A 14,813-nucleotide genomic window follows, 5' to 3' on the forward strand; every position below is an offset into this window, starting at 1 on the left:
ATATATCCGCCGCATTTACTCTGCTTCTACAAACGTGGTAGTTATTAGACTTCGCTGTTCTTTGCCAGCTTATCACTCGAAGCCTAGCCTTATATGCGATTTCTGTCCGTCGGACCAGAGATTTGCTTACAGCTTCCTTCAGATTCCACCTCACGGTAGACACCCTTGCTGTTCGGCTATACATTTCCCACTACCTGGGCATGTTCGGGACTTACACCCGTTAGAGCGCGCCCATGGCGCGCAAACAAAGAAAGCGGCGGCTCTGAAAATCAAAGCCGCCGTAATTTAGAAATGACGCGTGAAGATACTTTATGGCACGGTGGTCCTTTTAATCATATTGGGCAATTCTGTTTTTTTATAGCGTTTCCCTTTGTATATATGATGTTTTTAATATATTACTCTGCATATCGTATCCGATCAATCAAACTCAATTTTCGGAAATTTGCAGATACTCCATATGTGAGCAGTACCTGTAAAAAGGCAACCACACAAATCAAAAGCACTGCTGGGACCACTGGAAAATGATACTCACTGATCTGAAACATGTGTTTGGTTTTTGCATAAAGAAATGCACCATATCCTACAAGACTTCCAATGCCCACAGAAACTGCCAATGTTCCCAAAGTATAGATGATTCCTTCCAGTTGCAGCATACGGATCAACTGTTTTTCAGACATTCCTATCGCCTGTATCATTCCAAGCTCCCGCCTTCTTGTGTAAATACTGTTCATCATAGTGTTCACAAGATTCATGATTCCAATTCCACCCAGAATAATCAGAAATGCATAACACAAAACGCTCATCAACCGCATATTCTTTTCCCACTCCTGAAGTTGCTCTTCATAACTTCCTGTCACCAGGTATTCACTGTTGTCGGCAAGTGCCTGAAGTTCCTGATATGCACTGTTCTTTTTCTGATCATTCACTGTGATTTCCAGTGTGTAGTTCAGATTATTGGGATTCATTTTTTCCAACACTGATTGGGGCAGATAAAATGAACTTCCGCCAAGGCTTGCATAGTAATCTCCGATGGCTCCTATCTCAAAAGTCTTTTCTACCTGGTCATCTCCCATATTCAAAACCATCTTCAAGGAATCTCCCACTTTCAGTTCCGGGAACCAGTATAGCATATTAGCAGACATGAGGATTTTATCTCCTTTTTCCAATTCTTCATATGTCACATGTCCTTGTATCTCTCCTTTTTCCAGCGTTTCTGCATAAGATGCATCCAGTCCAATAATATCCGCGTCCCAAATTTCACCATCCATAGATAGTTTCGGAATTTTGCCATTCATAAATGTTTTTACCTTTACCTCTTCCACACCGTCTACATCACGAACCTGATTAATAAACGCTTTCGTCAAGGGGTTATTCTGCTGAACCTGTCTCCAGTCTCTGTCCGGATTCATTTTGTCCCCACCCCATGTTTCCAATTCAATTTTATAATCAGATTCAATATCCTTTCTTGCAATTTCTTTCGGTGCCGCGCAAGATAAAATAGTTGCCACAACCATGAACAGAATACCAGTTGCTCCTAATGTAACAATCGTAATCCCAGTCCTCTTTTTATTTCTTGCCATATTTGCTTTTGTCAAACGAAAAATCGTGAGATTCTGATAGCCTTTCCGTACTTTTTTCCCACGTTTTTCTAACCCCTGATAACGCATAGCCTCAATGGGCGAAACTTTGGCAGCAATTCGCATCGGTTTTGCCAAAGAAACTGCGGAAGTAAAGAGCACCGCCATAATGGTAATCGCATAAATCCACCAGTGCAACAAAGATACCTCACCATTTTTTACAAGTTCTGCTGCTACCTTCATTAGAGGGTCTTCGCCTGCCATAAAAGTAATCATCTGTTTCATAATCCATCTGGACAGGAAGCTACTGATAAGCAATCCTACAGGGAGGGCAAGCGCCGTAACCAGCATTCCTTCACGGAATACCATCTGCCGAATCTGTCTTTTGGTGGAGCCTATGGCTTTTAATTTTCCATATTCCTGTACTTTTGGTATCATAGACACATAATAAATACTGTAAATAGTCAGGATTCCTGCTAAAACAACCATAACGATTACCACGATCATTCCTTTTACAAATGACGGATCCGTATAATTTGCAGCCAAATACTCTCTGTTTTCTACCACATTTCCCTCAGGTACACCAAAATCCTCTCCGATTTCTTTTCCCCTCTCTACGATTTCATCTGTTGTCATATGCTCTGCATCTGCCAGACGGAACATCACACGATATTCTCTGTCTGCTTCCGGTATCATCTGTTTCGCATATTCCATGGAATTCATCACAAAATACATTTTCTTTTCTTTATTCAAATCAGAAGATTTCATAAAGCCACAGATGCGGAAAGTGTCTTCTTTCGCATATCCCATACCGTCTTTTTCGTAAATTTGGTATGGAATCGTGATTTCATCACCCAATTTCCCCTGAATTCCCAGTTCCTCTAAAACTCCCTTGGAAACAACAATATCTTTTTCATTTTTTGGGAAAGTTCCTTCTTCTAACTCCGCTTTGTTCAACCGAATCCCATTATTATCCATAGCGGTCATAATGATTGTGGCATCATCATCTATAATCTGTCCCAAATCCATTCTCAGACCGATTTCTTCTATATCATTATGCACCTGAAGTGCTTTGGTGTTTTTCTCGGAAACTTGGCGGAACATAATATGGTAAGTTGGATAATAAGCATCCACCGATGCAAGCCGTACGCGGATCATTCCATATCCCACCGTTAAAACAACAAATATCAGAAACGTAGTCAGTGCAATGGCGCATCCACATAAAAAATTTCTTCCTTTGTTCTGTTTTACATTGGCAAGCGCTGTTTTTGTTACTGTTTTCATGCTCTCACCACCTTACCGTCTTCAATGACAATCATACGGTCAGCCATCTGCGCAATGGTCTCATCATGCGTGATCATAACCAGTGTCTGCCCATATTCTGAAACACAGGATTTCAACATAGAAATCACTTCTAACTCCGTCTTGGAATCCAAATTTCCTGTTGGTTCATCTGCTAAAATAATCGCCGGGCGGGATGCCAACGCTCTTGCAATAGCAACCCGCTGCTGTTGCCCACCAGAAAGAGTATTCGGTAAGGATTTCAATTTATCCTCCATTCCAATTCTACAGATAATATCCATAACATACTCTGTATCCACTTTCTTTCCATCCAATCCAATGGGTAGCACAATATTTTCCCAAACATTTAAGGATGGTACTAAATTATAACTTTGGAAAATAAACCCAATCTTTCTTCTGCGGAACACTGCAAGTTTTTCATCTTTCAGTTGAAAAATATCTCTTCCTTCTATCAAAACCTTTCCGGAATCAGGACGGTCCAATCCTCCCAGCATATGAAGAAGAGTACTTTTTCCCGATCCAGAACGTCCTACAATTGCTGTAAATTCACCTGGTTCGATTATTAAATCTGTATGGTCAATAGCTTTCACCAAATTATCGCCTTTTCCATAATATTTCACAAGATCTCTTGTTTCTAATATTGCTTTCATAAACTTTGAAGCCTCCTTTTTCTTTGCTAATGTCATTCTATCAATCCAGTCTTACAGCAGGCTTACAAAAAGCATAACAATTTTGTAAGAAATCTTTTTTTCAGAAATCTACCTCTTTGGTAATGTCACCACAAAATTATTACCGCCTTCAGGTGCTACTTTTACACAAATCGTGCCTTTCTGCTCCTCCAAAATTTTTCTGGCAAGATAAAGTCCAACCCCAGAGCCCTCCTGTTTTTTTACATACTCTTGGTTTCCTCTGTAAAAACGCTGAAATACCCGATGCGCCTCTTCTGCCGGAATACCTGTTCCCTGGTCGATAAATTCCAGCATCATGCAGGTAGCAAGCTCTGTTACCCGAATTCGGATTTCTGTATGCTCCGGCGAATACTTTACTGCGTTGTCTAAAATATTTACGAACACTTCTCCTGTCCATTTCGAGTCGTGTACAATTTGCACATCCTGAAATTCATCCAGAGAAATATCTATGGATTTTTCATACGCTTTCATATATACACTGTTTACAGCCTGTACCAATGTATTTTTCAGACTGCCCATCTCTGGCTGAATCTGAATCATCCCAGATTCCAATCTGGACACATGAATCAGTGAATCCAAAAGATTTTCCAGTCTTTGAATTTCATCCCATTCCTTTTTATAAAATTCTTCCCGTTCCTCCCAGGTTAAATCGGCAGACCCCGCCAGTTCACAACTCATCTTCAATGAAGCAATCGGTGTTTTCAATTGGTGGGAAATATCTGTAATTAAAGATTTTATATTGTTTTCTTCTCTGGAAAGTTTTTCTCTTACTTTTTCAAAATGATTCTGCAGTTCTATATATTTTTCCCGAAGTTCTTCCTGGTTATTTTCATCTTGCTGCCGGTCTCTTTTATTTCGCAAAAACAAACCCCATGAAACTCCAAGTCCTGCCACAAAAACCATCGCCATTCCTATTCCATATGCAGCAAAAGTTTTCACGCTTCTCCCATCAAAAGGAGTATACCCGTAACGCTCCTCCAGCTCTTTCCCCGCTTCCTCTTCCTGACGATTTCTTTGCTTTCCTCTGTCAAATAACTCTATATACTCCGTCTCCTGTTCCGGATGGGACAGCACTAACGCCCCTAATTTCCCCTGCTCTTCCTTGTATAAACTATTTCCTGCCAGAAACAGCAACAATATCTCTGTCATAAACAGAAAAAGCAGCCCTGCTGCCAGAGCTACTCCTGTACGCTTTCTTCGGTCCATATATATCCCATCCCCCTTACATTTTGTATATAATCATTCCCGATTTTTCCTTTCAATCGGCTGATATTTACAGGAACTGTATTATCGTCTACAAACTGCCCGTCAACATCCCAGACATACTCTAAAATCTGTTCTTTTGATAAAATCTGCCTTGCGTTTTCCATAAAGTAAATCATTATCTGAAGTTCCTTTTTACTTAATGTCAAAGGAGTCACTCCATCAGCATTTCGTTTTAACGCTCTCATTTCTCCATAATTTACTTCGATATTTCCCGATAAGATTCTGTTGTGTCCGCAGACTCCTTCCATTCTTCTCATAAATGCCTGAACTTTTGAAACCAGTACCATCAGGCTGAATGGCTTTGTAATATAATCATCCGCCCCTGCATCATAGCCGTTTACCATATCAATTTCCGAATCCATTGCCGTGAGAAACAGTACAAAGACTTTGCTCTTATTTCGAATCTTCCTGCAAAACTCCAGTCCGTTTCCGTCCGGCAGAGTAATATCACTGATTACCAGATCTATTCTATTTTCATCAAACAATTTTTCTGCCTCTGAAATCTGAAAAGCGGAAAAAACCTGATACCCTTCTTTCTGCAGTTTTAGCGCGATTCCACGGTTCAGATTCTCATCATCTTCCAATAACAAAATTGTCCTCATTTCATCTACCTTCCTAATCTCCTAACATGATACACAATCACATTTTACCACACTCCTCCAAAACTGCATAGTATCCACCTGCTCTCCAGAAAAGAAAAAGTCTGCTCTACGACGGCTTTTTTTCTTTTGCCGTCGTCCGGCAGATTATAGTTCTATTCTTTACCTATATGCTATATGGAAAATTTGTAGAATTTATAAAGATTATTCTAAATAATGAGCGATACCGCAGTATCGCCCTCTAATTTCTTAATATGGAATTTTGATAGTAACCTGTGCGCCGCCAGTCTTTTTAGAATTGCTTAAAACAAGCTTTATCAAAACACTCAACAGCACCTAAGGACTTTGCCATATTAAATATGTGTCTATCAACAGAAGTTGTCATTATACAGATGGGTATGTTTTTTGTGAATTCATGTTGAAGTAATGCCGTACCTGTATCTTTACTTTATATCCTTTACCTTTGAGAACTTTACATAATAATTCTCTATAAGTAGCTGAATCTTCTACAATCAATATATTTTTCATAAGCACCTCTTACATAAAAGTGAGTATTAAGCCAAAAATTAAAATGCCAACCATAAGTAGCCCCAAAAAGCCACAAATACATAAAGCAATAATTGAAAATACATCTCTACGTTTTGGGTTTTTTACTACTGAAATTGAAAGACCTAAACTCAATAATATTGAAATTACATTTAATGCTGTTAATCCCATTTGAAGCCCACCTATAATTTTTCCTGAAAAAAGGGAAATCAATAATGTGATAAATGGTAACAGCGAAATGACCAATGCAACAACGCTTAATTTACTTTTTTCATTTTATATTACCTCATTTCTTTTCTTCCAAAGTATTTAACAGAAACACGTATCGCAAAGGCTGATATAATTACAGCACACGGTACAAACGGAAATAATGATAGTGTACTTCCTGTATCTGTCGTTGTTACTGTATGTAATGCGTTTGACACAACATAACCACTATAACAATAAGGATATACTATCCATAAAGGTGTATTAGCAACCAAAACCCCCGGAATTATCAAAAGTAAGTTTAATCCCATAGATAATAGTGGTTTTTCAAACAGTATGGTAATTGCCCACATACAAGAAATAGCTGGAATCATAGTCATAAATAATTTTAATGTCCACGTTAATAAATAAAGGACAGGAATAGATTCTGTTATATTCATTATTTTAGTAGCGATAATGCCTGCAATGACGAATGAGATAAAAAAGATAAGTAACTGGATTGCTAAAAAACTCAATAACACAAAGAATTTTGTTAAGGCAAGTTTTCCTTTACTGATGGGTAAAGCAAGCATTTTTAATATACCATTATTCTTTGTTTCTCTGTTAGCAATCATAACGCATACAACTACCATTGAAAACGGAAGTAAATAATAACCAAAAAGTAATGCACTTTGAATGAACATTGCCGACCAAGCGTCTGTATATTCTGGCGTCATATACATACTGATACTGAAAACACCAGAAACCACAACTAAAATAGGTGGAATTAAAAGCAAAGGTAAAATCATAGACCTTTCCACTTTCATAAATTCTATTTTTAACAATTCAATAATTGACATACGATTGTCTCCTTTATTCATAATGCTTTATTTTGCCTAAATACCAGCCAACCATGAAGAATATGATTGTTTCAACAAAGCCTAAAATTAAAACTTTCATATCAATACTAGCCGTAGAAGCTACCGCTGGTTTCATCATTAGTACAAATGGGTTAATAAGAAATATAGCTATATCTGAAAGCGACATTGCCATACCGCTAAAAAATCCTGCCACGCCAATACCTAATGTAAACCATATATTTTCACATCGTGATGATACCAAGAGCATAAATGCTAATACTGGTAAAGTTGAAACAAAGCAATATCCTGTATATTTAACAAGTGTTAATAATTCAAAAGTTCCACTGGGCAAAAATATATTTCCAATAATACACAAAGCTCCGTTCTGCAAGACGATACAAACAGCGAGCAAAACAAACAATATATAAAATTTATTTTTGAAAATAGATGATGTCTTGAAAGGGAGCATATACATCTTTTTAATTGCACTTCCTTGAAATTCGATATTATATGTTAAAGTTGTCGCTACGATAATGCCAAACATATTAAGAACCATAATCATTCCGTAAAGCTGTGTCAGCAAAACATCCATAGGTGGAAGCGGTAAGTTTAACAAAACATCTTTGCGAACTATAAAATTTGCAAAAGCGTATAAGGCACCAAGAAGTCCAATAATCGGTAAAACCTCCAATATTCCGGTGCGTTTACATTTTTTCAATTCTATGGTCAAATTTCTCATAATTTTAACCTCTGCTTTCTGTTTGTGTTATCCTCATCAATCATGGATAAAAACATTTCTTCTAAATTCTCATTTTCAAATCCTGCTTCATGTGCCGTAAATTTCAAATCTTCAAGACTTCCCTCAAATAGCAATCTTCCATGATTCAAAATACCAATGTCGTCAGCTAGTAACTCAATTTCTGATAACATATGTGATGAAATCAGAACCGTACAGTCATATCTTTTTGGAAGTGATTTAATAAGGTTGCGAATTTCGTGAATACCTGCTGGGTCTAATCCATTAGTTGGTTCATCTAAAATTAAAATGGGTGGTTCTCCAAGCAAAGCGGAAGCAAGCCCTAAACGTTGTTTCATTCCTAAAGAATATTTTTTCGCCAAGCGATTACCAAATTCGGATAATCCTACTAATTCTAACGCTTCATCAACACTTGACGCAGGAAGACCTAAAATTCTACGAATAATATCAAGATTTTCTTTACCTGTTAAGTTTGGATAAAATGACGGGGATTCAATAAAAGAACCGATTTTTTTCAAAATTTGAACACGATCATTCGGAAAAGTCAAGTTATCTATTTGGAACTCTCCATCGGTAGGTGCAGTTAATCCCAAAAGCATTTTCATAGTTGTAGATTTTCCAGCACCATTTGGACCGAGAAATCCGTAAATACTGCCTTTCTTAATGTGTAAAGACACATGGTCTACGGCGGTAAACGCTTTGTATGTTTTTGTTAAATTTTTAGTTTCAATCATGTTTTTCATAATTTTTGCTCCTTTCTTCATACTCACAATATAAAACACCTGCATTACAGCCACATTCTCTCTACCTTACATTTACCTTACAAATGAGAAAATGACTGTTTAACTTTTTTTAAAATGTTATAATGTGATAAAGAAACTGCAAAAAGGGCGTGACAAATAAATGAATGATACATACTTAAAATCAAAAAAAATATTGATCGTTGATGATGAAGAATGTTTAAGAAGTATGCTTATAACCATATTAGAAGATGAAAATTTTTTAAATATTATTACCGCTGATTGTGTAAAAACAGCTTTGGAAATCTGTCAACAGGAAAAACCAGATATAGCTATATTAGATGTCATGCTTCCAGATGGAAACGGTTTTGAACTTATGGAAACACTAAGAAGTTTCACTAATATTCCAGTGATATTTTTGACCGCAAAAGATGATATACAGGATAAATATTCTGGATTTGGGTTGGGAGCTGACGATTATATAACAAAACCCTTTATGCCAAAAGAACTTATATTTCGCCTAAATGCTGTATTACGCAGATGTTATAAGGAAGATAGCCCACTTATAGAATTACGTGATTGTAAAATTGATTTAGCTAATGCACAGGTTATATGGGAAGATAAGATTTTACCTCTTACTGCAAAAGAACATGATATTTTAGAAGCACTTGTACGAAATGCTAACCATATCGTAACAATAGACGCTCTTTGTGAAGCTGTATGGGGCGACAATCCATTTGGATATGGAAATTCGCTACTTGCTCATATTCGACGCATAAGAGAAAAAATTGAAATTACCCCCTCAAAACCAAAATCACTAATAACTGTTAAAGGATTGGGATATAAAATAAATGTGGAGAGCAGGTTATAATAATGCGGAATTTCGGAAAATTTATTAGTAAACATTTATTCATATACTTGTCAGTAATAATCCTTATAGTGGGTTTTGATTTACTGCTTTTCTTCCTAACTTTTAATGGTACTGTCAACGGTATAAGCGAAAATAATCCTGTACAAACATTAGAAAAAGTATCTAATAATCTTACTATCCAAGATGGAAAATATATATTAAATAATAGGTGTCAAAAAGATTTAATTACAAACAATATCTGGGGAATTGTAATAGATAATAGCGGTAATGTAATCTGGCAATACAATCTACCAGAAGAAATACCACTTAAATATTCATTACAAGACGTTGCCGCCTTTTCTAAGGGGTATATCAAAAATTATCCCGTATTCACATGGAAGCAAGAAAATGATTTATTGGTATTAGGTTATCCAAAGAACAGTTATTCAAAATTTGTGACTAACTATCTTCCTTTATCAGCAATGCAGAAAACTCCCATTATTCTGTTTATTATGTTGGTATCAAATGTAACTATTCTGTTTATTGTATATTATTTATCAAAACGAAATGTAATGCTGAAAGTTGCTCCTATTCTCAATGGATTAGATAAGCTATCTCATGGCGAAACGGTTGTTCTTAATATAAATGGGGAATTGGAAGATGTTGGAAAACGTATTAACGAAACATCCTTGCAATTAGGCAAACAAAATAAAGCGAGAGCAAACTGGATAAGTGGCGTTTCACATGATATACGAACACCTCTTTCCATGATTATGGGGTATGCAGATAGAATAACTTCTTCATTAGATGTTGGGGAAAACACCAGAAAACAAGCAAATATTATCAAAATCCAAAGTGTTAAAATTAAGAATTTGGTTCAGGATTTGAACCTTGTGAGTCAATTAAATTATAATGTTCAGCCAGTTAAACAAACGCCTGTTCATTTATGTAAAATGATACGAGAAATTGTCGTTGAGTATCTAAATAACAATCTAAATAATAAATTTGATTTTGAATTAAATTTAGACTGTAATACAGAACAAATCTCTATTATAGGAGATGAAAGATTGTTATATCGAGCAATACAAAATATTATTTCTAACAGTATCAATCATAATGAAAATGGTTGTACAATCTCAGTTAGTTTAGCTGTAAACGGAAACAATTTAATATTGGTAATCAGTGATAACGGAAAAGGAATATCAGAAGAAAAATTACAAAAAATACAGTCAACACCTCATTATCTGCAAAGTACAGATGAAAGGTTAGATTTACGGCATGGTTTAGGGCTTCTTCTTGTGAAAGAAATTGTTTCTATTCATAATGGAACTGTATCTATTTCAAGTGCATTAAATAACGGATTTTCCACGACTATTTCCTTACCCATAAAAAATCAATGATAAAACCGTAGCTTGTATTTTACATTAGAATGTTATCTTACAGGCTACGGTCTTTTGTGGTATCATTTATTCTACAATCTTCCAGTTATCGTCCTTATGAAGCACCAGCTCATACTGTGAGATTTGCGTCATTTTCGACTTGTTATCCAGATACTTTACAGACACACTGACCTTGAGGTTGTCGCCGTCTATGGTAAAAACTGGGTTTACCAATTCCGAAAATACATAGTCGCCGGATACAGGAGCAAGGGTAGGATTCTGGGTAATGACCATTGCACCGTCCTTATCCACATGAACGGTCACGGTGTAGTTTTCTGTGACTGCCTGTGTCTGTTCTCCCTCTTTTACCTGCTGATCTACTTCGTAGGCAACGGTAAAATCATATCCTTTATTGCTTTGTGTGGAGATTTAACTGATTGTCTATGTCCCGTCCGGCATACATTACTCTAAGTATTGTTACAACCTTTTTATCGCTGTCTGGAATATAAAGTACCACATAATTGTCTACTGGTAATACACGAAGTCCACGGCTTTTCCACGGTTCTTTTTCATATTTTCGATAACGCTCCGGCATCGTATCCAGACTTAATATCTGTTCTTCCAGACGTTCAAGCTATCCGCTTGCATTTTCCGGCGATTGTAATTCAAAAGCAATATATTCAAAAATCCCTCTCAAATCACTGTCAGCCTATTCGGATACTTCTACTTCATATATCATAAGCCATAATCCTTGCGAATGTCAGCAAATGCTTTCTTCGCATTTTTTGTCCGTCCAGCCTGCATATCCGCATATCCTTTCTCCAATTCTTCATTGAACTCTGCTTCTGATAATGTGCTGATATCAACAGGTCTGGCAGATGGTATTTTTACTTCAAACGGAAGTCCTCTCTGTAAGATAATCTGTTTATAAAACATATTGATAGCACTGGAAGCAGGGATACCAAGTGTAGACAGGATACTTTCTGCTTTTTCTTTGACATCTGGTTCAATCCTTGCATATAAATTTGCTGATTTTGTAGCCATATAAAGCATCTCCTTTCGTGAGTAGTATTTCCATCTATCTTTATTATATGCAAATGTCCGCACAATAGCAATACTAATTTTATGCTCCAATAATCTTATTGAATAACTGTAACAATACATCTTTTACGCCGGACGCATTGAATACAAGACCAACGGCTACTAAGGCAACTACCAAGAATCCGATAAGTTTGGAAAACTCACGCTTGAATCCCAAGTAGATACCGATAACAACAATCGCCATCAACACAAGGCTCTGTGCGTTGCTTAAAAACCAGTTATAAAGGTTCTGTCAAAATTCATGCTTTCTTTTCTCCTTTCAGTTCCATCATTTTTCGGTCAGACTGTCTGCCAGTGTCTATGCCAAACCGAATCTTTCTGATTCCAAAACAGTCATCAAATACATTGGGCGTTATCTTGGTCGCCCTGTAATTGCTACATCCAGAATAGACAGCTATGATGGTAATACTGTTCCCTTCCATTACAATCGGCATGAAGATAATAAATATATTGTAGAAACTCTCCCGGCAATTGATTTTATCAAACGATTAATTCGTCATATCCCTGAGAAGTACTTCAAAATGATTCGATATGGTGGCTTATATGCCAGACATCGAAAAACAGACGAAAAACTTTATCGTGCGATCTCGAAAAGCAAACATCGTATTTGCCGGAGTTTCAACCAATGGCGCACTGCCATTCTTTCTTCTTTTGGTTATGATCCTTTAGAGTGTCCGAATTGCAAACACAAAATGGAGCTTTTGGAACTCTATTATAATCATAAGCGCGTATCCCTCGAAGAACTCTATGAGAGAGCAATGTCCAAATCTTTTGGAAAGCGTTCTTCTGCATGATTTCTTTTTTCATGTTCTATGATATAATCCTCTAATAAGAAAAAAGCAGTCAATCCTAAGATTAACTGCTTTTCGAATGTTACAACACATAACACAAAGTATCCACAAATTTTCAATTATCCTCAATAATTTCTAGGCGATTTCTTTATTTGTAAATAAATTGATATAAGCCATCAGGCTCACCATCTGCTGTTTTCTTTACAGAATATCCAGTAACTGATTTTGAGGAAATCAGCCCGTCCCAGTTAGAATATACTTGCAATGAACCGGATATTTTATTATAGTAAGGCGTAAAAGCTAAATATCCTTTCTCGCCAGAATTTAAGTGAGCAGTATATGTGGTGTTTGAAGAAGCTGATTTTACCCAAGTAAATCCACAACCTGCCTGTACTTTTCGTCGTGTACCACTCCATTGCACTCTTGAACCACTTGGAACAAATTTATACCACTCGCGGTAATCAAATGGGACAATCTCATCAGAAGAAGTATCTTCTATAGGGACATTTTCTGTCATAATAGACAACTGAACTGCTTCGTTTTTTGTTAAATAATTGATTGTATCATCTGAGTTACAAGTAAATGCAATAACATACGCATCTAGTTCAGAATCGTAATAAGAATATTCTCGCAAAAGCTCTGTTGTATTATCAGTTGCTGTCGTTTCCGCAGCCATAACTGGAGAATACAACGCTAGAAATAACACCAGTGACAAAATAGTAGAACATAAAATTTTCATTTTTTTCATACTGTTTTCTCCTTTTAACTTTGGTACAATCAACAGGTACAAAAAGCTAAAATAATAATACTGCTCTAATTATATGAATACCTCTCTTTCTCTAAACAACGAAGTTACAAAGTTACATTTTAATCGCCTTTAACCATGAGATTCATAAACATATTCTTTTAATTATAGCATTTACAGTAAAAAAATTATTCTTTATATATTTTGAAATCTTCTATATAAAAATACATTTCTTGTGGCTCATTAACATTAGAATAATTTGCCATATCAAAATAGCACGGCTCTATTTCCTTCCCATCAGATGTTCCTTTTAAGAAAAAATATGTGTCTGGGGAGTAATTTATATTGAAATGAAACATATCATTGCCCATACTATTCCCCCGTACAGTATTGATTATTTCTTTATTACCATCTGGAAGAATAATTCCCATTTGAATATAATCAATATTTATTTTTTCTTCATTTTTAATCATAATATCAATCAAATATTCTGCGGGCTTTTCAGATAATCTATTTTCTTTAAAAAATACAATTCCTATAAAAACACAAACTATAAAAATAATTATGCCTACTTTTTTTTTCATAAATTTTCACCTCACATAAAATAAGCTAAACTTATAAATGTTAAGTGCAAAACGTTCATATATATTCTTATATGCATAATATCACGCCATAATATCATTAGCAATTATAATTTCATTTATATAGAAACTTTTAAAAAACACATTTTATAAAACCAAAACCACATATGTTCTGTTAACAATAGAGTGTCAGAATTAAAAGTCCATATAGAGTTGACGCGCTTTGTTCAACCAGAAAAAATCGAAATTGATGCAAACGAAAGGGCAGTTAATGAAAAGTCTCCATACTGCTTTTTCGTTTGCACCACCTTCGATTCTTTCCTTAACGATTTGCCAAAAGAGAGTAAAGAAAAATCCTGTAATTCCTCTCTATCTGTTTGTTTTCAGTATTATATTGACAATAATGTGCTTGTTGTTTATAATGTGTATATAGTTACATCACACTAAAAGAAAGGGGCGAGAGGCTTTGTGAAAATACTAATCTCAAATACTTCTGACACTCCCTTATACCAACAAATAAAAGACCAGATTAAGGACGCCATATTAAAAGAAGAATTGGTTGAAGGGGACGCACTTCCCTCTATTCGGGCTTTTGCTAATGATTTGAAAGTGAGCGTCTTAACAATTCGACGGGTATATGAGGAGTTAGAACAGGAGGGATTTATTGTAAGTCAAGTAGGAATTGGGACATTTGTATCTACAAGCAATCTTGAATTACTCCGCGACTCCAAACGACGGCTTGTAGAACAAAAAATGGCGGATATGATACAAACAGCAAAATCACTGAAAATCAGTAAGGAAGAACTTAATTCCATGATGGATATTCTTTACGAGGAGGATTGAA

General features: G+C 35.9%; 15 protein-coding genes and 3 pseudogenes. 4 read left to right on the top strand and 14 right to left on the bottom strand.

Going from position 1 to position 14,813, the window contains the following annotated elements; translation table 11 throughout:
* Positions 1 to 395 precede the first annotated feature (395 nt).
* From C7E02_RS04160 to C7E02_RS04195, 8 genes are all read right to left on the bottom strand, one after another.
* On the bottom strand, positions 396 to 2,861 hold the full coding sequence (locus tag C7E02_RS04160) for an ABC transporter permease (protein WP_105308866.1): 2,466 nt from the start codon (positions 2,859 to 2,861) through the stop codon (positions 396 to 398).
* A complete protein-coding gene (locus tag C7E02_RS04165; protein ID WP_005341592.1) occupies positions 2,858 to 3,529 on the bottom strand; it encodes an ABC transporter ATP-binding protein in 672 nt (223 codons plus the stop codon). The genes C7E02_RS04160 and C7E02_RS04165 overlap by 4 nt, the downstream gene beginning before the upstream one ends.
* Before the next feature lie 108 nt (positions 3,530 to 3,637).
* Entirely contained in the window at positions 3,638 to 4,774 is a 1,137-nt protein-coding gene (locus C7E02_RS04170) for a sensor histidine kinase (RefSeq protein ID WP_105308867.1), read from the bottom strand.
* Complete coding sequence (locus C7E02_RS04175; RefSeq protein ID WP_028088187.1) at positions 4,747 to 5,436, bottom strand: response regulator transcription factor; 690 nt, start codon at positions 5,434 to 5,436, stop codon at positions 4,747 to 4,749. Before C7E02_RS04175 ends, C7E02_RS04170 begins: the two co-directional genes overlap by 28 nt.
* A 534-nt stretch (positions 5,437 to 5,970) precedes the next feature.
* Positions 5,971 to 6,150, bottom strand: coding sequence for a hypothetical protein (locus C7E02_RS04180; RefSeq protein WP_242978731.1), 180 nt, complete (start codon positions 6,148 to 6,150; stop codon positions 5,971 to 5,973).
* A 110-nt stretch (positions 6,151 to 6,260) separates the two neighbouring features.
* Positions 6,261 to 7,025 (bottom strand): ABC transporter permease, encoded by a 765-nt coding sequence (locus tag C7E02_RS04185; protein ID WP_105308869.1) that lies wholly within the window; start codon positions 7,023 to 7,025, stop codon positions 6,261 to 6,263.
* A gap of 13 nt (positions 7,026 to 7,038) precedes the next feature.
* Positions 7,039 to 7,764, bottom strand: coding sequence for an ABC transporter permease (locus C7E02_RS04190; RefSeq protein WP_105308870.1), 726 nt, complete (start codon positions 7,762 to 7,764; stop codon positions 7,039 to 7,041).
* A complete protein-coding gene (locus C7E02_RS04195) occupies positions 7,761 to 8,525 on the bottom strand; it encodes an ABC transporter ATP-binding protein (protein WP_105309006.1) in 765 nt (254 codons plus the stop codon). Before C7E02_RS04195 ends, C7E02_RS04190 begins: the two co-directional genes overlap by 4 nt.
* A gap of 160 nt (positions 8,526 to 8,685) precedes the next feature.
* On the opposite strand from C7E02_RS04195, the gene C7E02_RS04200 reads away from it, so the two are divergent.
* Both C7E02_RS04200 and C7E02_RS04205 read left to right on the top strand, forming a co-directional pair.
* Entirely contained in the window at positions 8,686 to 9,393 is a 708-nt protein-coding gene (locus C7E02_RS04200) for a response regulator transcription factor (protein ID WP_105308871.1), read from the top strand.
* 2 nt (positions 9,394 to 9,395) lie between these two features.
* Positions 9,396 to 10,772 carry a sensor histidine kinase gene (locus C7E02_RS04205; RefSeq protein ID WP_105308872.1) on the top strand — a complete coding sequence of 459 codons (1,377 nt, stop codon included), beginning with the start codon at positions 9,396 to 9,398 and terminating at the stop codon, positions 10,770 to 10,772.
* A gap of 66 nt (positions 10,773 to 10,838) precedes the next feature.
* Here C7E02_RS04205 and C7E02_RS04210 read toward each other — a convergent pair.
* The 4 genes and pseudogenes from C7E02_RS04210 to C7E02_RS04225 all read right to left on the bottom strand — a co-directional run.
* Positions 10,839 to 11,150: pseudogene (locus C7E02_RS04210) on the bottom strand (conjugal transfer protein); the annotation flags it as partial.
* Between the two features lie 10 nt (positions 11,151 to 11,160).
* Positions 11,161 to 11,448, bottom strand: a pseudogene (locus C7E02_RS04215) (type II toxin-antitoxin system RelE/ParE family toxin).
* 38 nt (positions 11,449 to 11,486) lie between these two features.
* Complete coding sequence (locus C7E02_RS04220; protein WP_028087852.1) at positions 11,487 to 11,795, bottom strand: type II toxin-antitoxin system RelB/DinJ family antitoxin; 309 nt, start codon at positions 11,793 to 11,795, stop codon at positions 11,487 to 11,489.
* Between the two features lie 79 nt (positions 11,796 to 11,874).
* Complete coding sequence (locus C7E02_RS04225; protein ID WP_055158628.1) at positions 11,875 to 12,036, bottom strand: hypothetical protein; 162 nt, start codon at positions 12,034 to 12,036, stop codon at positions 11,875 to 11,877.
* Between the two features lie 112 nt (positions 12,037 to 12,148).
* Here C7E02_RS04225 and C7E02_RS20630 point away from each other — a divergent pair.
* Positions 12,149 to 12,646 (top strand): annotated as a pseudogene (locus C7E02_RS20630) (transposase); the annotation flags it as partial.
* A gap of 145 nt (positions 12,647 to 12,791) precedes the next feature.
* Here C7E02_RS20630 and C7E02_RS04235 read toward each other — a convergent pair.
* Positions 12,792 to 13,391, bottom strand: a complete 600-nt coding sequence (locus C7E02_RS04235) for a hypothetical protein (RefSeq protein ID WP_105308873.1) — start codon at positions 13,389 to 13,391, stop codon at positions 12,792 to 12,794.
* A 185-nt stretch (positions 13,392 to 13,576) separates the two neighbouring features.
* Positions 13,577 to 13,972 (bottom strand): hypothetical protein, encoded by a 396-nt coding sequence (locus tag C7E02_RS04240; protein ID WP_105308874.1) that lies wholly within the window; start codon positions 13,970 to 13,972, stop codon positions 13,577 to 13,579.
* A gap of 465 nt (positions 13,973 to 14,437) precedes the next feature.
* On the opposite strand from C7E02_RS04240, the gene C7E02_RS04245 reads away from it, so the two are divergent.
* A complete protein-coding gene (locus C7E02_RS04245; protein ID WP_021908000.1) occupies positions 14,438 to 14,812 on the top strand; it encodes a GntR family transcriptional regulator in 375 nt (124 codons plus the stop codon).
* Position 14,813 lies beyond the last annotated feature (1 nt).

The organism is Dorea sp. Marseille-P4042, assembly GCF_900290215.1.
Taxonomy (GTDB): domain Bacteria; phylum Bacillota; class Clostridia; order Lachnospirales; family Lachnospiraceae; genus Dorea; species Dorea formicigenerans.

What these genes read in the sequence shown, in the direction of transcription:
- C7E02_RS04170 (WP_105308867.1), bottom strand. Translation starts at nt 4,774, where the DNA reads ATGGACCGAAGAAAGCGTACAGGAGTAGCTCTGGCAGCAGGGCTGCTT.
- C7E02_RS04240 (WP_105308874.1), bottom strand. Translation starts at nt 13,972, where the DNA reads ATGAAAAAAAAAGTAGGCATAATTATTTTTATAGTTTGTGTTTTTATA.
- C7E02_RS04235 (WP_105308873.1), bottom strand. Translation starts at nt 13,391, where the DNA reads ATGAAAAAAATGAAAATTTTATGTTCTACTATTTTGTCACTGGTGTTA.
- C7E02_RS04160 (WP_105308866.1), bottom strand. Translation starts at nt 2,861, where the DNA reads ATGAAAACAGTAACAAAAACAGCGCTTGCCAATGTAAAACAGAACAAA.
- C7E02_RS04180 (WP_242978731.1), bottom strand. Translation starts at nt 6,150, where the DNA reads ATGGGATTAACAGCATTAAATGTAATTTCAATATTATTGAGTTTAGGT.
- C7E02_RS04190 (WP_105308870.1), bottom strand. Translation starts at nt 7,764, where the DNA reads ATGAGAAATTTGACCATAGAATTGAAAAAATGTAAACGCACCGGAATA.
- C7E02_RS04185 (WP_105308869.1), bottom strand. Translation starts at nt 7,025, where the DNA reads ATGTCAATTATTGAATTGTTAAAAATAGAATTTATGAAAGTGGAAAGG.
- C7E02_RS04175 (WP_028088187.1), bottom strand. Translation starts at nt 5,436, where the DNA reads ATGAGGACAATTTTGTTATTGGAAGATGATGAGAATCTGAACCGTGGA.
- C7E02_RS04195 (WP_105309006.1), bottom strand. Translation starts at nt 8,525, where the DNA reads ATGAAAAACATGATTGAAACTAAAAATTTAACAAAAACATACAAAGCG.
- C7E02_RS04205 (WP_105308872.1), top strand. Translation starts at nt 9,396, where the DNA reads ATGCGGAATTTCGGAAAATTTATTAGTAAACATTTATTCATATACTTG.
- C7E02_RS04165 (WP_005341592.1), bottom strand. Translation starts at nt 3,529, where the DNA reads ATGAAAGCAATATTAGAAACAAGAGATCTTGTGAAATATTATGGAAAA.
- C7E02_RS04220 (WP_028087852.1), bottom strand. Translation starts at nt 11,795, where the DNA reads ATGGCTACAAAATCAGCAAATTTATATGCAAGGATTGAACCAGATGTC.
- C7E02_RS04200 (WP_105308871.1), top strand. Translation starts at nt 8,686, where the DNA reads ATGAATGATACATACTTAAAATCAAAAAAAATATTGATCGTTGATGAT.
- C7E02_RS04225 (WP_055158628.1), bottom strand. Translation starts at nt 12,036, where the DNA reads ATGGCGATTGTTGTTATCGGTATCTACTTGGGATTCAAGCGTGAGTTT.